15 protein-coding genes and 1 rRNA gene are annotated in these 19,920 nt (G+C 67.6%); 10 read left to right on the forward strand and 6 right to left on the reverse strand.

Features of this window, described 5'->3' with window-relative positions; translation table 11 throughout:
* Nucleotides 1-963 carry a hydroxymethylglutaryl-CoA lyase gene (locus CVH10_RS14980; protein ID WP_106489111.1) on the reverse strand — a complete coding sequence of 321 codons (963 nt, stop codon included), beginning with the start codon at nucleotides 961-963 and terminating at the stop codon, nucleotides 1-3.
* A 313-nt stretch (nucleotides 964-1,276) separates the two neighbouring features.
* On the opposite strand from CVH10_RS14980, the gene CVH10_RS14985 reads away from it, so the two are divergent.
* Together CVH10_RS14985 and CVH10_RS14990 are read left to right on the forward strand one after the other, a co-directional pair.
* Nucleotides 1,277-2,869, forward strand: coding sequence for a peptide MFS transporter (locus tag CVH10_RS14985; protein WP_106489112.1), 1,593 nt, complete (start codon nucleotides 1,277-1,279; stop codon nucleotides 2,867-2,869).
* A complete protein-coding gene (locus tag CVH10_RS14990) occupies nucleotides 2,866-4,683 on the forward strand; it encodes an aminopeptidase P family protein (RefSeq protein WP_106489113.1) in 1,818 nt (605 codons plus the stop codon). The genes CVH10_RS14985 and CVH10_RS14990 overlap by 4 nt, the downstream gene beginning before the upstream one ends.
* Before the next feature lie 274 nt (nucleotides 4,684-4,957).
* On the opposite strand, the gene ntrC is transcribed toward CVH10_RS14990, so the two are convergent.
* The 3 genes from ntrC to CVH10_RS15005 form a co-directional block, all read right to left on the reverse strand.
* The gene (ntrC, locus tag CVH10_RS14995) at nucleotides 4,958-6,364 is read right to left on the reverse strand and encodes a nitrogen regulation protein NR(I) (protein ID WP_106489114.1); all 1,407 of its coding nucleotides are present in this window, start codon (nucleotides 6,362-6,364) and stop codon (nucleotides 4,958-4,960) included.
* Nucleotides 6,357-7,403 (reverse strand): nitrogen regulation protein NR(II), encoded by a 1,047-nt coding sequence (gene glnL, locus CVH10_RS15000; protein ID WP_106489115.1) that lies wholly within the window; start codon nucleotides 7,401-7,403, stop codon nucleotides 6,357-6,359. The genes ntrC and glnL overlap by 8 nt, the downstream gene beginning before the upstream one ends.
* Nucleotides 7,404-7,840: 437 nt before the next feature.
* Nucleotides 7,841-8,422 (reverse strand): DUF4124 domain-containing protein, encoded by a 582-nt coding sequence (locus CVH10_RS15005; protein WP_040240781.1) that lies wholly within the window; start codon nucleotides 8,420-8,422, stop codon nucleotides 7,841-7,843.
* A 166-nt stretch (nucleotides 8,423-8,588) separates the two neighbouring features.
* Here CVH10_RS15005 and CVH10_RS15010 point away from each other — a divergent pair, with 166 nt between their 5' ends.
* Nucleotides 8,589-9,302 carry a ZIP family metal transporter gene (locus tag CVH10_RS15010; RefSeq protein WP_040240778.1) on the forward strand — a complete coding sequence of 238 codons (714 nt, stop codon included), beginning with the start codon at nucleotides 8,589-8,591 and terminating at the stop codon, nucleotides 9,300-9,302.
* A 219-nt stretch (nucleotides 9,303-9,521) separates the two neighbouring features.
* Here CVH10_RS15010 and glnA read toward each other — a convergent pair whose 3' ends face one another.
* A complete protein-coding gene (gene glnA / locus CVH10_RS15015) occupies nucleotides 9,522-10,928 on the reverse strand; it encodes a glutamate--ammonia ligase (protein ID WP_035595733.1) in 1,407 nt (468 codons plus the stop codon).
* 505 nt (nucleotides 10,929-11,433) lie between these two features.
* Here glnA and typA point away from each other — a divergent pair.
* From typA to CVH10_RS15050, 7 genes are all read left to right on the forward strand, one after another.
* Nucleotides 11,434-13,260 (forward strand): translational GTPase TypA, encoded by a 1,827-nt coding sequence (gene typA, locus CVH10_RS15020; protein ID WP_035595731.1) that lies wholly within the window; start codon nucleotides 11,434-11,436, stop codon nucleotides 13,258-13,260.
* Between the two features lie 179 nt (nucleotides 13,261-13,439).
* Nucleotides 13,440-13,757, forward strand: coding sequence for a hypothetical protein (locus CVH10_RS15025; protein ID WP_046078508.1), 318 nt, complete (start codon nucleotides 13,440-13,442; stop codon nucleotides 13,755-13,757).
* A gap of 177 nt (nucleotides 13,758-13,934) precedes the next feature.
* The gene (locus CVH10_RS15030) at nucleotides 13,935-15,377 is read left to right on the forward strand and encodes a sodium-dependent transporter (RefSeq protein WP_106489116.1); all 1,443 of its coding nucleotides are present in this window, start codon (nucleotides 13,935-13,937) and stop codon (nucleotides 15,375-15,377) included.
* A gap of 49 nt (nucleotides 15,378-15,426) precedes the next feature.
* A complete protein-coding gene (locus CVH10_RS15035) occupies nucleotides 15,427-16,197 on the forward strand; it encodes an ABC transporter ATP-binding protein (protein ID WP_035595725.1) in 771 nt (256 codons plus the stop codon).
* Nucleotides 16,198-16,319: 122 nt separating this feature from the next.
* Nucleotides 16,320-17,024: an ABC transporter ATP-binding protein gene (locus CVH10_RS15040; protein WP_035595723.1), complete on the forward strand. Its 705-nt coding sequence runs from the start codon at nucleotides 16,320-16,322 to the stop codon at nucleotides 17,022-17,024.
* Between the two features lie 31 nt (nucleotides 17,025-17,055).
* Nucleotides 17,056-18,060: a branched-chain amino acid ABC transporter permease gene (locus CVH10_RS15045; protein WP_035595721.1), complete on the forward strand. Its 1,005-nt coding sequence runs from the start codon at nucleotides 17,056-17,058 to the stop codon at nucleotides 18,058-18,060.
* The gene (locus CVH10_RS15050; protein WP_106489117.1) at nucleotides 18,060-19,361 is read left to right on the forward strand and encodes a branched-chain amino acid ABC transporter permease; all 1,302 of its coding nucleotides are present in this window, start codon (nucleotides 18,060-18,062) and stop codon (nucleotides 19,359-19,361) included. Before CVH10_RS15045 ends, CVH10_RS15050 begins: the two co-directional genes overlap by 1 nt.
* 411 nt (nucleotides 19,362-19,772) lie before the next feature.
* On the opposite strand, the gene rrf is transcribed toward CVH10_RS15050, so the two are convergent.
* A 5S ribosomal RNA gene (gene rrf / locus CVH10_RS15055) occupies nucleotides 19,773-19,887 on the reverse strand.
* Between the last annotated feature and the right edge of the window lie 33 nt (nucleotides 19,888-19,920).

A 19,920-nucleotide genomic window follows, 5' to 3' on the forward strand; every position in this document is an offset into this window, starting at 1 on the left:
TCATCCTCGTGCGGTGGGAACGGCGGAACAGTCGCCGAGCGCCAGGCGCGCCCCGGCCTTGGACACCTGCCCCGGCAGGTCGCGGCCCATCAGCCGCGTGGCGACCCGGGCGGCCTCGATCATGCCGGTGAGATCGATACCGGTGTCGATGCCCATCTCGTCGAGCAGGTAGACCAGATCCTCGCTGGCGATGTTGCCCGAGGCGCCGGGCGCGAAGGGGCAGCCCCCGAGGCCGCCGATGGAGCTCTCGTAGCGGTCCACGCCAAGGGCGAGCCCCTGCATGACGTTGGCCAGGCCGATGCCGCGGGTGTTGTGGAAGTGCAGGGTGGGGATGATCCGGGGCGCCACCTCGCGCAGGTGACGGATGCGCTCGGCGACCAGCGGCGGCGTGGCCATGCCGGTGGTATCGCCGAGCGAGACGTGGCGCACGCCGATGTCGGCGAAGTGGCGGGCGATCCGCCCCACCGCACCGACCTCGATATCACCCTCGAAGGGACAGCCGAAGCTGGTGGCGATCGCCCCGCGCAGCTCGACACCGCTGCCCTCGAGCAGCCGCGCCACCTCCTCGAAGCCCTCGAGGGAGGCCGCCACCGAGCGGTTCACGTTCTTGGCGTTGTGGGTCTCCGAGGCCGAGACGAACATCACCACGGCATCGACGCCGGCCTCCAGCGCGCGCTCGGCACCGCGGCGGTTGGGCACCAGGGCCGACAGGTGAAGGCCGTCGAAGCCGCGCAGCGCGGCGACCAGCTCGCCGGCATCGGCCAGTGCCGGCACGGCTCTGGGGCTGACAAACGACGTGATCTCGAAGGCGCGGACGCCCGCGTCCATCAGCGCATGGACCAGCTCGAGTTTCTCGGCGGTGGACAGGATGACGGACTCGTTCTGCAGGCCGTCACGAGGACCGACCTCGGTGACATGCACTCGCAAAGGCTGACGCTCGAGACGATCGAGGGCGGATGACATGACGACGGACTCCCTTCCGAAAGACGGCGTGCAAGGCACGCGTCGAGTCACTATAGGCAGCGCTCGAAACCGCTCACATTAGTCTTTTGGCGGTAGCGCGCGGCCCCTTCCCCGAGGCGCGCCTCGCCATACCGCTTCCGTCGTATTTCGTTGGCTAACAAAACACCATAGAATCGCCCGCCTGAACCGCGCCAGACAGAAAAAATGCCATCCACACTGCCATTTATTCAGCAGCAAACGCCAACATATGGCGTCGTGGACTCCCGCCGGGCGCGGTCGACAATGCACAAGCAAGCGACAAGGCAGACGTTTCATGACTTCCACCTCCGACGCCGCGACCTCCCGACGGGATCGCGGCTTCTTCGGCCATCCGCGCCCGCTGGGACCGCTGTTCTTCACCGAGATGTGGGAACGCTTCTCCTACTACGGCATCCGCCCGCTGCTGGTGCTGTTCATGGCCGCCAGCCTCTTCGACGGCGGCCTGGGCTTCGACGAGAAGACCGCCTCGGCCATCGTCGGTCTCTACGCCGGCGCCATCTATCTGGCCGCCCTGCCCGGCGGCTGGCTGGCCGACAACTGGCTCGGCCAGCGCCGGGCGGTGTGGTACGGCTCGGTACTGATCGCCCTGGGCCACCTGGCCATCGCGCTGTCGGCGCCGTTCGGCGCGCCGGCCTTCTTCGTCGGCCTGATCCTGATCGTGCTCGGCTCGGGACTGTTCAAGACCTGCATCTCGGTGATGGTCGGCGGCCTCTATGACGACGGCGACGTGCGCCGCGACGGGGGCTTCGCCATCTTCTACATGGGCATCAACCTCGGCGCACTGCTGGCGCCGTTGATCAGCGGCGTGATGCTGGAACGCTGGGGCTGGCACTGGGGCTTCGGCATCGGCGGGCTCGGCATGCTGGCAGCGCTGCTGATCTTCCGCCTGTGGGCGGTGCCGGCCATGCAGCGCGCCGACCGCGAGCGCGGCCGCGAGGCGAGCTGGGATGCCCCGGCCCAAAGCCGCCGCCACGTCGGAAGCTGGGTCGCCGGCGTCATGGCGCTGATCGCCGGGCTGGTGGTGCTGAGCGCGACCGGCGTCATCCACATCGACGCCCGCGCCCTGGCCGAGGTCATGACCACGGTGCTGATCGTGGTGGCGATCGGCTTCTACGCCTACCTGATGCTGTTCAACGGCCTGAATCGCGACGAACGCGCCCGGGTCACGGTGTGCTTCGTGCTGATCGTGGCCGCGGCTTTCTTCTGGGCGGCCTTCGAGCAACAGCCCACCTCCTACAACCTGTTCGCCCAGAACTACACCGACCGCGGACTGTTCGGCTGGGAGATCCCCACCGTGTGGTTCCAGTCGTTGAACCCCATCTTCATCGTGCTGCTCGGCCCGCTGTTCGGCTGGCTGTGGCCGGCGCTGGGGCGCCGTCGCCTGGAACCCGGCAGCCCGATGAAGTTCGTGCTCGGCCTGCTGCTGGCCGCCGCCGGCTTCGGCCTGATGGTAATGGCCGCCCAGCAGGTGCTGAGCGGCCCGGGGCTGGTCTCGCCGCTGTGGATCATCGCCAGCATGCTGCTGCTGACGCTGGGCGAGCTGTGCCTGAGCCCGGTCGGCCTCTCCACCATGTCCGGTCTGTCACCGCGTCGCACCCAGGGCCAGCTGATGGGCCTGTGGTTCACCGGTTCGGCGCTCGGTAACCTGGTGGCCGGCCTGATCGGCGGCCACGTCAATCCCGAGGAGGTCCAGCAGCTGCCCGAGCTGTTCGGCCGTTCCGCCATCGCCCTGGTGATCTTCGCCGCGGTGCTGCTGTTGCTCGTCCCGGTGTTCAAGCGCATGCTCGGACACCATCGTCTCATCGACCCGGCGGCCGTGCGTCGCGCGGACGCCGATGCCACCCTCGACTCAGGAGCCCAAGCATGACCTCACCCAGTGCCGACACCGCCCGCCAACGTCTCGACGCCCTGCGCGAGGTCATGCGCGAACACGCCATCGACGCCTGGTGGCTGCCCTCCTCCGACCCGCACAACTCCGAGTACCTGCCCGAGCACTGGGCCGGCCGCGCCTGGCTGTCCGGCTTCGACGGCTCGGTGGGCACCCTGGTGGTGACCCAGGATGCCGCCGGCGTGTGGGTCGACAGCCGCTACTGGGTTCAGGCCGAGGAACAGCTGGCCGGCAGCGGCATCGCGCTGATGAAGCTACAGCCCGGCCAGGCCGACGCGCCGATGCGCTGGCTGGCCGACCGGCTCGACGAGGGCGCCACTCTCGGCTTCGACGCCGACGTGGTGTCACTGGCCAGCGCACGCCGCCTCGAGGATCACCTGGCCCCGGCGGGCGTTCGCCTGCGCGGCGACGCCGACCTGCTCGACGCCATCTGGCCGGAGCGCCCGGCGCTGCCCGAGGCATCGCTCTACGCCCATCCGGCGGCCTATCTCGACGAGACCCGCGGCGAGCGCCTGGCCCGGGTGCGCGAGGCCATGGTCGAGCACGGCGCCGACTGGCACCCGATCTCGACCCTCGACGACATCGCCTGGCTGACCCAGCTGCGCGGCGCCGACGTCGCGTTCAACCCGGTGTTCCTCGCCCACCTGCTGGTGGGCCGCGACACCGCCACGCTGTTCGTCGCCCCGGGCAAGCTCGACGACGAGCTCACGGCGGCGCTGGCCGACGACGGCATCGCGGTGGCCGACTACGCCGACTGGCATCGCCGGCTCAATGCGCTGCCGGCCGACGCCCGGGTGCTGATCGACCCGGCCAAGCTGACCCTGGGCACCCGCGAGGCGCTGCCGGAGGACGTGACGCTGGCCGAGGCCTACCAGCCCAGCACCCTGGCCAAGGGCCGCAAGAGCGACGCCGACCTGGCCCACGTGCGCGAGGCCATGGAGGAGGACGGCGCGGCCCTGTGCGAGTTCTTCGCCTGGCTCGAGGCGGCCCTCGAGCGCGGCGAGACGGTCACCGAGCTGACCGTGGACGAGAAGCTCACCGCCGCCCGCGCCCGTCGCCCCGGCTTCGTCAGCCGCAGCTTCGGCACCATCGCCGCCTACAACGCCAACGGCGCGCTGCCGCACTACCACGCCACGCCGGAGGCCCACGCCACCATCGAAGGCGACGGCCTGCTGCTGATCGACTCCGGCGGCCAGTACCACGGCGGCACCACCGACATCACCCGGGTGGTGCCGGTGGGCACCATCACGGACGCCCACCGCGAGGACTACACCCGGGTGCTCAAGGGCACCATCGCCCTGTCCCGGGCGCACTTCCCGCGCGGCATCCCCTCGCCACAGCTCGACGCCATCGCCCGCGCCCCGCTGTGGGCCAGCGGCCGCGACTACGGCCACGGCACCGGCCACGGCGTGGGCTACTTTCTCAACGTTCACGAGGGCCCGCAGGTGATCGCCTGGTACGCGCCGGCGGCGCCGCACACCGCCATGCAGCCGGGGATGATCACCTCCATCGAGCCCGGCGTGTATCGCCCGGGCCAGTGGGGCATCCGCATCGAGAACCTGGCCGCCAACCGGCCCGCCGAGGCGAGCGAGTTCGGCGACTTCCTGCGCTTCGAGACGCTGACCCTGTGCCCCATCGACGCCCGGCCGATCGACGTCGCCCTGCTGGACCCCGCCGAGGCCGACTGGCTCGACGCCTATCACGCCGAGGTCCGCCGCCGGCTCGCGCCGAAGCTCGAGGGCGAGGCGCTGGCCTGGCTCGAGCGGCGCACTCAACCGCTCGAGCGCGGCTGAGCGGCATCCGAAAGACAAGAGGGGCGCCCCATGCGGAGCGCCCCTCTTTTTTGCTGCGATTTTCTTCTTGCTGCTGGCCTGGCCGGCCGGCGGCTCAGTCCTTCGCCATCTCCGGCAACAGCGTCTTGAGCTTGCCGGCCCTTGAGAGAGCGCGTATCGCGTCCCAGCCCAAGGTCTTGGCGGCTCAGTCCTCCGCCATCTCCGGCAACAGCGTCTTGAGCTTGCCGGCCCTTGAGAGAGCGCGTATCGCGTCCCAGCCCAAGGTCTTGGCGGCTCAGTCCTCCGCCATCTCCGGCAACAGCGTCTTGAGCTTGCGGGTCAGCGTATTGCGCCCCCAGCCCAGCAGCTCGGCGGCCTCGCCCTTGCGTCCACCGGTGTGCTTGAGCGCGGTCTCGATCAGGATCTTCTCGAAGTCCGGCACCGCCTCCTCCAGCAGGTGGGTGTGGCCGGCGGCGAGCGCGCGATCGGCCCAGTCGCGGAAGGCCAGACGCCAGTCGCCGGCGGCGCCGCCCTCGTCGGCCTCGCGCAGCTCCGGCGGCAGATCCTCGACCAGCACCTCGCGGCCGGAAGCCATCACCGTCAGCCAGCGGCAGGTGTTCTCCAGCTGGCGCACGTTGCCCGGCCAGGCCAGCCGTGTCAGGTGGGTCTCGGCCTCCGACGTCAGCACCTTGACGTCGGTGGCGAGCTCCTTGGCGGCCTCGGCCAGGAAGTGGCGGGCCAGGCGCGGAATGTCCTCGCGGCGGTCGGCGAGCTTGGGCAGGTGGATGCGGATGACGTTGAGGCGGTGGAACAGGTCTTCACGGAAGCGGCCGTCTTCGACCAGCCCCTCCAGGTTCTGGTGGGTGGCGGCGATGATGCGCACGTCGACCTTCACTGAGGTGTGGCCACCCACGCGATAGAACTCGCCGTCGGCCAGCACCCGCAGCAGGCGGGTCTGAGTCTCGGCGGGCATGTCGCCGATCTCGTCGAGAAACAGGGTGCCGCCGTCGGCCTGCTCGAAGCGCCCCTGGCGCTGGGCGGTGGCGCCGGTGAAGGCCCCCTTCTCGTGGCCGAACAGTTCGGACTCGATCAGGTCGCGGGGGATCGCCGCCATGTTCAAGGCGATGAACGGCTTGCCGGCCCGCGGGCTGTGTTGATGCAGCGCCTGGGCGACGCGCTCCTTGCCGGTGCCGGACTCGCCGTTGATCAGCACCGTGATGTGCGACTGCGACAGCCGACCGATGGCGCGGAACACCTCCTGCATGGCCGGCGCCTCGCCGATGATCTCGGCGTCCAACCCCTCGGGGGCGTGCACCGGGCGCTGGCGCTCGCGGGCATGGGCCACGGCGCGGCGCACCAGCGCCAGGGCCTCGTCGACGTCGAACGGCTTGGGCAGGTACTCGAAGGCACCGCCCTGATAGGAGGCCACCGCGCTGTCGAGGTCGGAATGGGCGGTCATCACGATCACCGGCAGCTCCGGATGCGCCTCGCGCACTCTGGCCATCAGGTCCAGACCGTCCAGGCCCGGCATGCGGATGTCGGTGACCAGCACGTCGGGCGGATCCTCGAGCAGCCGCTCGAGGATCCGGTCGGCACGCTCGACGCTCTCGACCTCGAGGTCGGGCTGGGCCAGAGCGCGCTCCAGCACCCAGCGAATGGCGCGATCGTCATCGACGATCATGACGCGTGCAGCTTCAGTCATGGGATGTCTCCAGCGGTATCAGCAGTCGGAATTCGGTCTGGCCCGGCCGGGAGTCGCACTCGATCAGCCCCTGGTGGCGGTGCAGGACCGACTGGGCGATCGACAGCCCCAGGCCGCTGCCCTCGGCGCGGCCGGACACCATGGGGTAGAACAGCGTTTCCTTGAGCTCCTCGGGGATGCCGGGGCCGTTGTCGATCAGGCTCACCTGGCAGACCAGGCGATGGCGCTCGGCGCCGAGGGTGAACTGGCGACGCGCGCGGGTCTTGAGCACCAGGGTCGGCCCCTCGATGCCGGCCTCGGTCATCGCCTGCACGGCGTTGCGTGCCACGTTGAGGATGGCCTGGATCAGCTGGGATTCGTCGCCCATCAGATCCGGCAGGCTGGGATCGTAGTCGCGAGTGAAGGTCACTTCGGGGTGTTCCACCGACACCAGGGCCCGGACCCGCTCCAGTACCTTGTGGATGTTGAGCGGCTCGGGACGATTGAGCCGATGGGGGCCGAGCATGGCATCCACCAGGTCGCGCAACCGATCGACCTCCTCGACGATGATGCGGGTGAACTCGGTGAGCTGGGAGCCGCCCAGGTCGCGCTCCAGCAGCTGGGCGGCGCCGCGGATGCCGCCCAGCGGATTCTTGACCTCATGGGCGAGCCCCCGCGCCAGCACCTTGATGGTCTCCTGGCGGGTCTGCAGCGCCTCCTCGCGGGAGATGCGCAGCAGCCTGTCGCGGGGCTCCAGCTCCATCAGCAGCTCGTCCGCCGACAGCGGCGTGACGGTGTAGTCCACCGTCAGCGCGTCGCCGGTGGGCAGGGTCAGGCGCGCCTCGCGCTGGGTGTAGGGATGGAACTCGTCGCGCGCCTTGGCCAGCAGCTCGCCGATATCGTCATCCGAGTTCACCAGCCCCGGCAGCGGCAGGCCGGTGACCCTCGAGCGGCTCAATGCCAGCAACGCCTCCGCCGCCGGATTCATCCAGCGCAGCTGCAGCCGGCCATCCAGCAGCAGCACGGCGGTGGTGAGGTGTTCCATCAGGCGTTGATACATGAAGGCATTCCCGTTGGTGCATTCCGGCGGCGAAACGATGCGGCGCCTCCCTCATGTGCTGCAAGAAGCGCGCCACTTTGGGGAAGACGGCATGGCGTCGCCTCCCGGCTGATCCGACATGGGGATCATGCACCATGGTAGTGCACCACGCTGGTGCACGCACTGCGAGGCAGCGCTCACTCCGGCTCGAGCGGCTTCCTGAAGTGCGCTCGCGGGGCGTGATGCGCTCGCCATGCCTCATGGTCGTGCCGACGGCGATCGCTTCCGGGCGGACGATCGCCGCGCAGCGCCTCGGCATGGCGGAAGGCGCTGCCCTCGCTTACCCGGTCGGCGTGATCGAAGGCATCGAAGCGCCCGTCGTCACGCGCCGGCGGCGGGACACAGGGCCTCGGGGAGCCGTCCGGACACAGCGGTCGATGTGGCCGGCGAGGGGGCAGCTAATGGTTGGCGGGATTGTTGGGATTGCTCGGCAGATTGACGCTGGCCCGCTGGACGTAGAGCGTCAGCGGCGAGGTGCGGTGGCGCACCGCGCCGGAGGCGTCGAGCAGCTCGGCCTGCACCCGGTGCTCACCGCGGTTGAGATTGGAGAGCAGGAAGGTGTCGGTGTGCATGGCGGACTGACTGACCTGACCGTCCACCAGCAGCCGCACGCGGTGGTCGTCGCGCAGGTCGGGCCGGATGGCGAGCTGCACCTGAACGTTGCCCGCGGCCCCGGTGGGCAGGGTCGTCTGCTGCTCGGGGGAGGCGATCGCGAAGACGTCGTAGGGCATGAAGGGCTGGCCAGGCTCGCCGTAGCGCGTGGTGCTCTCGGGCCGACCGGACGAGGCGTTCGACAGCGGCTGCACCGGCCGCGACGGCACCACGGTGAGCGGATCGAGGTCCACCGCCTCGCCGCCGCGCCCGGGGTCGTCGGTGAAGACGACGTTGCCCTGGGCATCGGTGGTGCGATAGATGGTCTGCGCGACGGCCGGCAGGCTCATCGCCAGGCCCAGCGCCAGTGTCATGACAACCTTGTGCATGCGTCTCTCCCGAGCTCCGTGACGGTCCTGTGCGGCGCGCCGTGCGCCTGCCATCGTCCTGCACCAAGCCTAGCCCACCGTCGACCCGGAACGGAATCCACGTTCGCGCTCCGGGTGAAGAAGAGTAGGATGAGGCGGCGACACCAACAGCCAAGGAGCGACGGGCATGGAGGCATGGGAGAAGGTGGTCTTGCTGACCCTGGTGGCCGGCATGGCGATGCCGTTGGGGGGCTGGATCGCCCAGGTGGAACGCCTCGGGCCGAACTGGCTGGAGAACGAGCTGCGCCACGGCATCATCGCCTTCGGCGGCGGCGCCCTGCTCTCGGCGGTGGCCCTGGTGCTGGTGCCCAACAGCCTAGAGGCGCTGGCCCCGGGGCCGGCCATGCTCTGGTTCCTCGCCGGCGGCCTGGCCTTCATGGGCATCGACATCCTGCTCGACCGCAACGGCACCTCCGCCAGCCAGCTGACGGCCATGCTCTCCGACTTCCTGCCCGAAGCCCTGGCGCTGGGCGCGGCCTTCACCTATGGCGGCGGCAGCGGCGTGCTGCTGGCCCTGCTGATGACGCTGCAGAACCTGCCGGAAGGCTTCAACGCCTATCGCGAGCTGCGCGAGACCACCCACTACTCGGCCCGGCGCCTGCTGACGCTGTTCTTCGCCATGGCCTGGCTGGGCCCGCTGGCGGGGCTGGGCGGGCTCTGGTGGCTGGGCGACTACCCCACCACGGTGGCCGCGATCATGCTGTTCGCCGCCGGCGGCATCCTCTACTCGGTGTTTCAGGACCTGGCCCCCCAGGCCCGCCTCGAACGCCACTGGGGGCCGCCGCTGGGCGCGGTGCTCGGCTTCGCCATGGGCATCGTCGGTCACATGCTGATCCACTGATGGGCCATAGGTAAGGGGGGGATGTAAGGCGCAAGGCGTGAGGAGTGAGGAGTGAGGAGTGAGGAGTGAGGAGTGAGGTGAAGGTGCCATAGGCCACGACTCGCGAGGGGCCGACATCTCTCCTTGCTCCTCACGCTCCACTCTTCACCAACACAAAAAAGGCACGCCCTCGGGCGTGCCTTTCGCGTGCTGGAGCGCGGCGCCAGGCGCCGCGCGGCATCAGCAGCTGTAGTACATGTCGAACTCGACCGGATGCGTGGTCATGCGCAGGCGCTCGACGTCCTCTTCCTTGAGCTCGATGTAGGCATCGATCATCTCGTCGGTGAACACGCCACCTTCGGTCAGGAAGGCACGGTCCTCGGCCAGCGCCTCGAGGGCCTGGTCCAGGCTTTCGGCGACGGTCGGGATGGACTTGCCTTCTTCCGGCGGCAGGTCATAGAGGTTCTTGTCCATGGCGTCGCCGGGATGGATCTTGTTCTTGATGCCATCGATGCCGGCCATCAGCATCGCCGCGAAGCACAGGTAGGGGTTGGCGGTCGGGTCGGGGAAACGCGCCTCGACACGCTTGCCCTTCGGGCTGGCGGTGTACGGGATACGGATGGAAGCGGAGCGGTTGCGGGCGCTGTAGGCCAGCATGACCGGCGCTTCGAAGCCCGGCACCAGACGCTTGTAGGAGTTGGTGGACGCGTTGGTGAAGGCGTTCAGGGCACGCGCGTGCTTGATGATGCCGCCGATGTAGTACAGCGCCATTTCGGACAGGCCCGCGTACTCGTCGCCGGCGAACTGGTTCTGGCCGTCCTTCCAGAAGGACTGGTGGACGTGCATGCCGGAACCGTTGTCACCGACCAGCGGCTTGGGCATGAAGGTAGCGGTCTTGCCGTAGGCGTGGGCGACGTTGTGCACCACGTACTTCATTTCCTGAAGCTCGTCGGCCTTCTTCACCAGGGTGTTGAACTTGACGCCGATCTCGTTCTGGCCGGCGTTGGCGACCTCGTGGTGGTGCACCTCGACGGACTGGCCGATGGCCTCGAGGGTGTTGCACATGGCGCCACGGATGTCGTGGAAGCTGTCGACCGGCGGAACCGGGAAGTAGCCGCCCTTGACGCGCGGACGGTGCGCCAGGTTGCCGCCTTCGACCTGACGGTCGGTGGCCCAGGCGCCTTCCTCGGAGGTGATCTTGTACATGGCGCCTTCGATGTCAGCCTTCCAGTGCACCTCGTCGAAGATGAAGAACTCGGGCTCCGGGCCGAAGAAGGCGGTGTCGCCCAGACCGGTGGACTGCAGGTAAGCCTCGGCGCGCTTGGCGATGGAGCGCGGGTCACGCTCGTAGCCCTGCATGGTGGCCGGCTCGATGATGTCGCAGCGCAGGATCAGGGTGGCGTCTTCGGTGAAGGGGTCGAGGAAGCCGGTGCCGTCTTCCGGGCGCAGAATCATGTCGGACTCGTTGATGCCCTTCCAGCCGGAGATGGAGGAGCCATCGAACATCTGACCGTTCTCGAAGAACTCTTCGTCGACGTCACGGGCCGGAATGGTGACGTGCTGTTCCTTGCCTTTGGTGTCGGTGAAGCGCAGGTCGATCCACTTCACGTCATGCTCTTCGATCAGGGCGAGAGTCTTCTCGGACATGAGGTCCTCCAGGGTACAGTGGCTGGTTATGGTATTCCGCTGAAACTGTCTGTCGTCGGTCGTGGGTGTGTCCAGTCGACGTTGTAGCATGGCGTCGGCGCGATGCCCACGCCGCCATGCACGACCATGGCATTGTCCGAAACAAAGCATACAACGTGCCAAAATGGCGACACGCGCCGACACCGATCTATAAACAACTGAAGGAAAAGAAGAAAAAATTTGCTCCATGAGAGTGCAGAGCCGACCACCCCGTACCATGCCCGTTCATGGCGCCTTCCAGACCGTGCCGAACGCCCCAAAATGGGGCCTGGCAGGCCTCTCTGCACCAAACGTGTGCAGCTCTCATTTCTCGCGCACCAAACCGACGCTTCCGCCGTTCGGACGCCGTGCGACGCGCCCCATGGCGAAAAACACCTCGACGATCCGGATTCCGGAGGCTACAAGGCTGGTAGCGTCGAGGTCCTGACCCTATAATGCCACCCCAATTTCCCAGCAGGATCCCGTCGTGATCGAGAATCTTCGCAACATCGCCATCATCGCTCACGTCGACCACGGCAAGACCACCCTGGTCGACAAGCTCCTCCAGCAGTCCGGCACCCTGGACCGCAAGGCCGAAGGCCAGGAGCGCATCATGGACTCCAACGACCAGGAGAAGGAACGCGGCATCACCATCCTGGCCAAGAACACGGCGATCCGCTGGGATGACGGCAAGGGCCGCGACTACCACATCAACATCGTGGACACCCCTGGACACGCCGACTTCGGCGGCGAGGTCGAGCGCGTGATGTCCATGGTCGACTCCGTGCTGCTGATGGTCGACGCCGTCGACGGCCCGATGCCGCAGACCCGCTTCGTGACCCAGAAGGCCTTCGACCAGGGCCTCAAGCCGATCGTCGTGGTCAACAAGATCGACCGCCCGGGCGCGCGCCCGGACTGGGTCATCGACCAGATCTTCGACCTGTTCGACAACCTCGGCGCCTCCGACGAGCAGCTCGATTTCCCGATCATCTACTGCTCCGCGCTCAACGGCATCGCCGGCACCGAGCCGGAAGAGCTGAGCGATGACATGCGCCCGATGTTCGAGGCCATCGTCGACATCGTCGAGCCGCCCAAGGTCGAGCTGGAAGCGCCGTTCCAGATGCAGGTCTCCGCACTGGACTACAACAGCTACGTCGGCGTCATTGGCCTGGGCCGCATCACCCGCGGCAGCGTCAAGCCGAACCAGCAGGTCACCGTCGTTTCCAAGGAAGGCAACACCCGTCGCGGAAAGATCGGCCAGGTCATGACCCACCTCGGCCTCGAGCGCGTGCAGACCGACGAAGCCACCGCCGGCGACATCATCTGCATCACCGGCATCGAGGATCTGGCGATCTCCGATACGCTGTGCGACCCGTCTGCCGTCGAGGCGCTGCCGGCGCTGACCGTCGACGAACCGACCGTGTCCATGACCTTCCAGGTCAACGACTCGCCGTTCGCCGGCAAGGACGGCAAGTTCGTCACCAGCCGCAACATCAAGGATCGCCTCGACCAGGAGCTGATCCACAACGTGGCGCTGCGCGTCGAGCAGGGCGACTCCCCCGAGAAGTTCATCGTCTCCGGCCGCGGCGAGCTGCACCTCTCCGTACTGATCGAGAGCATGCGTCGTGAAGGCTTCGAGCTGGCCGTGGGCCGCCCCGAGGTCATCATCCGCGAGATCGACGGCCAGGAGCAGGAGCCCTACGAAGAAGTCATCATCGACTGCGAGGAGCAGCACCAGGGCGCCATCATGGAAGAGCTCGGCTACCGCAAGGGCGAGCTCAAGAACATGAACCCCGACGGCAAGGGCCGGGTGCGTCTCGACTTCATCATCCCGGCGCGCGGCCTGATCGGCTTCCGCGGTCAGTTCCTGACCCTGACCTCCGGCACCGGCATCCTGACCAGCCGCTTCGACCACTACGGCGACCTCAAGCCGGACGCCTCGGTCGAGCGTCGCAACGGCGTGCTGGTCTCCATGGTCTCCGGCAAGGCCCTGGCCTACGCGCTGTTCGCGCTGCAGGACCGCGGCAAGCTGATCATCGAGCACGGCACCGAGGTCTACGAGGGCATGCTGATCGGCATCAACAGCCGTGCCGAGGACATGGTCGTCAACCCGACCAAGGCCAAGAAGCTCGACAACATGCGCGCTTCCGGCAACGACGAGAACCTGGTGCTGACCCCGCCGATCCGCTTCACCCTGGAGCAGGCCATCGAGTTCCTCGATGACGACGAGCTGGTGGAGATCACCCCGAACCACATCCGCCTGCGCAAGAAGCTGCTGTCCGAGAACGAGCGCAAGCGCGCCAAGAAGAAGTAAGCGTCTTCGCCGCATCGCTTGTCTGAGCGCCGCGATTCGCTGCGCACAAGGAGCCCGCCATCATGGCGGGCTCCTTCGTTTCAGCGGCCGCCGTGTCAGCCCTTTCCCTCCATCGGTGGCCTCGCCCCCCGGCCGGGGACTATGCTGAGGCTCCAGCATTCGCCATGGAGGCCAGCCCGATGCACAAGCACGTCGAATGGGACGATCCCGGCAGCGCCAGCGTGCTGCGCTACTACCAGGACCATCCCCAGGATTACCCGGAGCCCCACGAGGGCAGCATCATCAGCGCCCATTTCCGCGGCTTCACGGTGCGGGTGCGGGTCGACGCCCACGTCGAGGACACCAGCATCGGCGAGGTGGTGGCGCTGATCGCCGACGACAACGGACGCCGCGAGCAGCACGTCGGCGACCTGGCGCTCGGCGACACCGTGCGCCTGCCCGATGCCCTGCGTGCGCTCGAGCCGCGTCACCCCGAGGCGGACGACGATCCCGACTGAGCCGGCGACCGGATTACCATCCGCCATCGCCAACGGCCCCTAAACGCTAGCCATCTGGTCAAGTACCCCGCGTCTGGCGCACAGTGACGACCATGGGGCGGCACCGCCCCACGCAGCCCCCATGGCCCGCTCGTGGCCGTGGGGCCCGAGTCACGAGGCCGCGAGCGCCGGGAACCGATGAGCACCAACAACGTCTGGACGCACAAGGGCACCTTCATGCTCGCCGCCGTCGGTTCGGCGGTAGGGCTGGGCAACCTGTGGCGCTTTCCCTACCTGGCCGGCGAGAACGGGGGCGGGGCCTTCCTGCTGGTCTACGCCCTGACCATCTTCGCGGTCGGCATCCCGATCCTGATCGCCGAGACCATGCTCGGCCGCAACAGCCGGCGCAGCCCGATCATGGGCATGCGCTTCCTGACTCGCACCCATCACACCTCCCGCGCCTGGGAATCCATCGGCTGGCTGGGCGCGGTCTCGGCCTTCGTGATTCTCAGCTTCTATTCGGTGATCGCCGGCTGGGCGATTCATTACACCGGGCTGATGCTCAGCGGTGGACTGATCGACGCCGATGCCGAGCGCGTGGCCGCGAGCTTCGATGTCCTGCTGGCCTCGCCGCCGCTACTGGCGCTCTACCACAGCCTGTTCATCGGCGCCTCGGCGCTGATCGTCGGGCTCGGCGTCCATCGCGGCATCGAGAACGGCCTGCGCATCCTGATGCCGGCACTGTTCGTGATCCTGATGGTGGTGCTGGCCTACGCGGTGATGATCGGCGACATGGCCGCCGCCGCGGACTTCCTGTTCACCTTCCACCTGGCCGACCTGAGCCTGGAGGGCTGGCTGGAGGCCATGGGCCAGTCGTTCTTCACCCTGAGCCTCGGCATGGGGGCCATCATGGCCTACGGGGCCTACATGTCCGGCGATGCCTCCTTGACCGGCACCGCCTTCACCGTGGCCATCGTCGACACCGCCGTGGCGCTGGTCGCCGGCCTGGCGATCTTCGCTCTGGTCTTCGGCGCCGGGCTCGACCCGGCCGAGGGCCCGGGGCTGATGTTCGTCACCCTGCCGCTGGCCTTCGGCGAGATGCCCGGCGGCACACTGCTCGGTGCCGTCTTCTTCCTGCTGGTGCTGGGCGCGGCGCTGAGCTCGGCGATCTCGCTGATCGAACCGGTGGCCGCCTACCTGGTCGAGCGCTTCGACCTCAGCCGCCCCCAGGCGGTGTCCGCCATGGTGGTGGCCAGCTGGGCGCTGGGCCTGCTCACGGTGTTCAGCTTCAACGCCTGGGCCAGCGACTCGCCCTTCCACGAGCTGTTCGGCCGCAGCCCCTTCGCGGTGCTGGAGCTGCTCACCAACATCTTCATGCCGCTCGGCGGCCTGCTGATCGCGCTGTTCGCCGGCTGGGTACTGACCCACGGCGAGGTGACCAAGGAGATGCGCACCGGCGCGAGCTGGTTCCGGGTCTGGCGCCTGCTGGTACGCTTCGTGGCGCCGGCCGCCGTGGCCTTCGTGTTCCTGCGCAGCATTCCCCAGGTACAGGGCTACTGGGTTCCGGCCATCGGCGCGGCGGTGATCGTCGGCGCCTTCGCCGCCGCACACAGCTTCCTGGTGGAGCGCCACGGCTCATGAGGCGCCTCGCTCCACCCCATAACAATGAACAATGCATAACGAGGGCACCATGTCCGCCATCATCGACGTCCAACACGTCAACAAGGCCTTCGGCGGCCTCCAGGTCATCAACGACTGCTCCCTTCAGGTCGAGGAAGGCTCGATCACCGGCTTGATCGGCCCCAACGGCGCCGGCAAGTCGACGCTGTTCAACATCATCGCCGGCGCCCTGCCGCTCGACTCGGGCCAGATCCTCTTCGACGGCGAAGACATCACCAACCGCCCCGCCGACGCCTTGTTCCACAAGGGCCTGCTGCGCACCTTCCAGATCGCCCACGAGTTCTCGAACATGACGGCGCTGGAGAACCTGATGATGGTGCCGCCCGCCCAGGCCGGCGAGAACCTGTTCGCCACCTGGTTCAAGCCGGGGCAGGTGCGACGCGAGGAAGCCGAGGTGAGGCGCCGGGCGCTGGAGGTGATCGACTTCGTCGGCCTGCACCACGTGCGCAACGAGCTGGCCGGCAACCTCTCCGGCGGCCAGAAGAAGCTGCTCGAGCTCGGCCGCACCATGATGACCGACGCCAAGGTCGTGCTGCTGGACGAGATCGCCGCCGGGGTCAACCGCACCCTGCTCGGCGACCTGGTCGGCAACATCGAGCGCCTCAACCGCGAGATGGGCTACACCTTCCTGGTCATCGAGCACGACATGGACATGATCGCGCGGCTCTGCGACCCGGTGATCGTGCTCGCTCAGGGCAGCGTGATGGTCGAGGGCAGCATCGAGGAGATCCAGAACAACCCCGAGGTCATCGAGGCCTACTTCGGCTCGCCGGCGGCCTAGGGGCTCAAGGAGCGGGTCCGCGACACCAGGGCATTCCCCGACACCCGAGGAGTGCCCGTCGCAGCAACAACAACGACGGGCGGCCGGATCCCGCCCGATAACGACAACGCAGAGAACCAGCTATGCCACTACTCGACGCACGCGACGTGCACGGCGGCTACGGCGGCATGAACATCCTCAACGGGGTGGACATGGCCATCGAGGCGGACGAGATCGGCGTCATCGTCGGTCCCAACGGGGCCGGCAAGTCGACCATGCTCAAGGCCGTGTTCGGCCTGCTCCACGTCAGCCAGGGCGAGATCCTGCTGCGCGGCGAACCCATCCACAACCTGCCGCCCAACAAGCTCGTGCAGAAGGGCATGGGCTTCGTGCCCCAGGAATACAACGTCTTCCCCAGCCTCTCGGTGAAGGAAAACCTGGAGATGGGCGCCTACCTCAAGCCCGGTAACGTCAAGCGCATGCTGTCCCGGGTCTACGAGTTCTTTCCGCCGCTCAAGGACAAGCGCCACCAGCCCGCCGGCGAGCTCTCCGGCGGCCAGCGCCAGATGGTCGCCATGGGCCGCGCGCTGATGGCCGAGCCCGAGGTGCTGCTGCTCGACGAGCCCACCGCCGGGCTCTCGCCGCTGTACATGAACGAGATCTTCGAGCGGGTGAAGGAGGTCAACGCCGCCGGTGTCGGCATCCTGATGGTCGAACAGAACGCCAAGCAGGCGCTGGCCATCGCCGACAAGGGCTTCGTGCTGGCCGCCGGCCAGAACCGCTTCACCGACACCGGCGCGGCCCTGCTGGCCGACCCGGACGTCGCCAAGAGCTTCCTCGGCGGCTGAGACCGCCCCGACGGCACATCGGAGAGACCCCGTGAACGAACTCGTCTTCTTCATCAACAACGTGGTGATCGCCGGCAGCGTGGCCGGCTCGATCTACGCCATCGGCGCGGTGGGCGTGACGCTGATCTTCAGCATCATGCGCTTCGCCCACTTCGCCCACGGCGACATGATGACCTTCGGCGCCTTCATGGTGCTGCTGCTGACCACCCTCTTCCCGCAGGCCGGCGCCGCCATCGGCGTGCCCACGCCGCTGATCATGCTGCCGCTGGCCATGGCGCTGACCGCGCTGCTGGCGGTGGGCATCGACCGCACCTTCTACAAGCCGCTGCGTGCCCACGGCGTAAAGCCGATCGTCATGGTCATCGCCTCGCTGGGCGTGACCCTGATGCTGCAGGGGCTGATCCGGCTGTTCGCCGGCACCGGCGGCGAGAGCCTCTACGTCGACGACCGCAAGGAGATCTTCCGCATTCCGCTGCCCATCGAGGGCGTGCGAGTGCCGGTGGTGATCACCGAGCCGCAGCTCTACCTGTTCGCGCTGACGCTGATCAGCGTGGTGGCACTGCACTTCTTCCTGTCGCGCTCGCGTCTGGGCAAGGCCATGCGGGCGATGTCCGACAACCCCTCGCTGGCCCAGGCCTCGGGCATCAACACCAACACCATCGTCGCCGTGACCTGGGTACTCGCCGGCGGCCTGGCCGCCATCGCCGGCACCCTGCTGTCGCTGGACGTGACCTTCAAGCCGGACCTCAGCTTCTTCCTGCTGCTGCCGATCTTCGCCGCGGCCATCGTCGGCGGCGTGGGCCACCCCTACGGCGCCATCGCCGGCGGCTTCGTGGTCGGCTTCGCCGAGACGCTGGCGGTGTTCAACTGGGGCATCCTGCTGCGGCCCTTCCGTGACAGCCTGCCCGAGTGGCTGGCGCTGCCCGGCAACCTGGCCTTCGTCGGCACCGAGTACAAGATCGTGGTGCCCTTCTTCATCCTCGTCGCCATCCTGGTGTGGCGCCCCACCGGCATCTTCAAGGGCAAGGTGATCTGATGAGCACGACACGCACCGATACCGTCGCCGCCCCGCGCCGCTTTCCGCTGCGCGAGGTGGTCATCTTCGTGGCCCTGCTGGTCGCCGTGCTCGGCGTCTACGGGATCATGGGCGCCGCCTACAGCACCCGCATGCTGGTCGAGGCCGCCTGCTACGCCATCCTGGCCCTGGGCCTGACCATCCAGTGGGGCTATGCCGGCCAGTTCAATGCCGGCGTCATGGGCTTCGTCGCCCTGGGCGGCTTCTGCGCCATGTTCTTCAGCGTGCCGGTCAACGAGGCCTTCTGGGACTCCGAGCTGCCCGGCGAGCTCGGCGTGGTGCTGGGCTATATCGTCGGCGCCGCCCTGGTAGTGTTCGGCGCCTCGCGGCTCGACCGCATCGGCGTGCCGAAGAAGCTGCGCACCGCCATCACCGTGGTGCTGGCCGTAGTGCTCTACATGGTGGTGATCAGCGCCTTCCGCGGCGTGGCCGGGCAGATCGAGTCCCAGGCCGGCTTCGTCGGCGGCCTGGGACTGCCGCCCTGGGTCGGATGGATCGTCGGCGGCGCCCTGGCCGGCGGCGTGGGCTACTTCATCGGCCACGTCTGTTTGGGCCTGCGCAGCGATTACCTGGCCATCGCCACCATCGGCATCGCCGAGATCATCAAGGCGTTCCTCAAGAACTCCGACTGGCTGACCCGCGGCACCGCCACCGTCTCGCCGCTGCCCTGGCCGGTGCCCGGTCCCGCCGAAGTCGGCTTCACCCTGGCCCGCGCGCTGTACCTGTCGGTGACGGCGGTGGTGATCGCGGCGATCTTCTTCCTGCTGCACCGCGCCTACCACGCCCCCTGGGGGCGGATGATCCGCGCCATTCGAGACAACGAGATCTCGTCCGCGGCCATGGGCAAGAACATCAACCGACGCCGCCTGGAGATCTTCGTGCTGGGCTGCATCCTGATGGGCATCGGCGGTGCCGTGCTGGCGAGCTTCAACAGCCTGTTCGACCCACAGGGCTACCTGCCGCTGAATCACACCTTCCTGGTGCTGGTGATGGTCATTCTCGGCGGCCCCGGCAACAACCTGGGCACCATCTTCGGCGCCGTGGCGGTGTACATCATCTGGCTGATGTCCGAGCCGCTGGCGCTGTTCCTGATGGAGCTGGCGGTCAACTTCGGCGAGAACACCTTCGGCTGGGATGCCCCGGCCAGCCTCGACAGCCGCGCGCTTCAGGCCCGAGTGTTCGTGATCGGCCTGCTGATCACCCTGGTGCTGCGCTTCGCGCCCAAGGGGCTGCTACCCGAGAAGACCAAGCACGTCGACTAGCGCTTCGTCCCGTCCACGAACGCCCCGCCCTCTCGCAGAGGACGGGGCGTTTTTTCGGATATCGATCCAGGCTCGGCATTGGCACCCTGTTCGACCGTCCAGACATGAAAAACCCCAAGCCTTTTAGGTTCGGGGTTATCTCGGTAATAAGTGCCTGACGATGGTCGCGCCGGGCTCCGGCGGTCGGCGTTCCGATACTCTCCATGGGAACTCCCCGATCATATACGCGACCTGTCGGCCAGACATGAAAAAACCCCGAGCCTTTTGGGCTCGGGGTTTTCTCGATATAAGTGCCTGACGGGGATCCGGCCGGCGCTCCGGTGCTCTCCAGGAACGCCCTTGTCTTCTCTTTTTCATCGCCCCGAATGAAAAAAACCCGACTCGATGAGCCGGGGTTTTCTCAGGATAAGTGCCTGACGATGACCTACTCTCGCATGGGAACTCCCACACTACCATCGGCGCTGAGCGGTTTCACTGCTGAGTTCGGCATGGGATCAGGTGGTTCCCGCACGCTATGGTCGTCAGGCGAAAAAGGCAATGCGAATCATGCTGACGAGAT

The sequence above is a fragment of the Halomonas sp. ND22Bw genome, assembly GCF_003011945.1.
Classification (GTDB): Bacteria; Pseudomonadota; Gammaproteobacteria; order Pseudomonadales; family Halomonadaceae; genus Halomonas; species Halomonas halophila.

Excerpts from the sequence above, each read along its gene's own strand:
- CVH10_RS14980 (WP_106489111.1), bottom strand. The coding sequence starts at position 963 with ATGTCATCCGCCCTCGATCGTCTCGAGCGTCAGCCTTTGCGAGTGCAT.
- CVH10_RS14985 (WP_106489112.1), top strand. The coding sequence starts at position 1,277 with ATGACTTCCACCTCCGACGCCGCGACCTCCCGACGGGATCGCGGCTTC.
- CVH10_RS14990 (WP_106489113.1), top strand. The coding sequence starts at position 2,866 with ATGACCTCACCCAGTGCCGACACCGCCCGCCAACGTCTCGACGCCCTG.
- ntrC (WP_106489114.1), bottom strand. The coding sequence starts at position 6,364 with ATGACTGAAGCTGCACGCGTCATGATCGTCGATGACGATCGCGCCATT.
- glnL (WP_106489115.1), bottom strand. The coding sequence starts at position 7,403 with ATGTATCAACGCCTGATGGAACACCTCACCACCGCCGTGCTGCTGCTG.
- CVH10_RS15005 (WP_040240781.1), bottom strand. The coding sequence starts at position 8,422 with ATGCACAAGGTTGTCATGACACTGGCGCTGGGCCTGGCGATGAGCCTG.
- CVH10_RS15010 (WP_040240778.1), top strand. The coding sequence starts at position 8,589 with ATGGAGGCATGGGAGAAGGTGGTCTTGCTGACCCTGGTGGCCGGCATG.
- glnA (WP_035595733.1), bottom strand. The coding sequence starts at position 10,928 with ATGTCCGAGAAGACTCTCGCCCTGATCGAAGAGCATGACGTGAAGTGG.
- CVH10_RS15025 (WP_046078508.1), top strand. The coding sequence starts at position 13,440 with ATGCACAAGCACGTCGAATGGGACGATCCCGGCAGCGCCAGCGTGCTG.
- CVH10_RS15030 (WP_106489116.1), top strand. The coding sequence starts at position 13,935 with ATGAGCACCAACAACGTCTGGACGCACAAGGGCACCTTCATGCTCGCC.
- CVH10_RS15035 (WP_035595725.1), top strand. The coding sequence starts at position 15,427 with ATGTCCGCCATCATCGACGTCCAACACGTCAACAAGGCCTTCGGCGGC.
- CVH10_RS15040 (WP_035595723.1), top strand. The coding sequence starts at position 16,320 with ATGCCACTACTCGACGCACGCGACGTGCACGGCGGCTACGGCGGCATG.
- CVH10_RS15050 (WP_106489117.1), top strand. The coding sequence starts at position 18,060 with ATGAGCACGACACGCACCGATACCGTCGCCGCCCCGCGCCGCTTTCCG.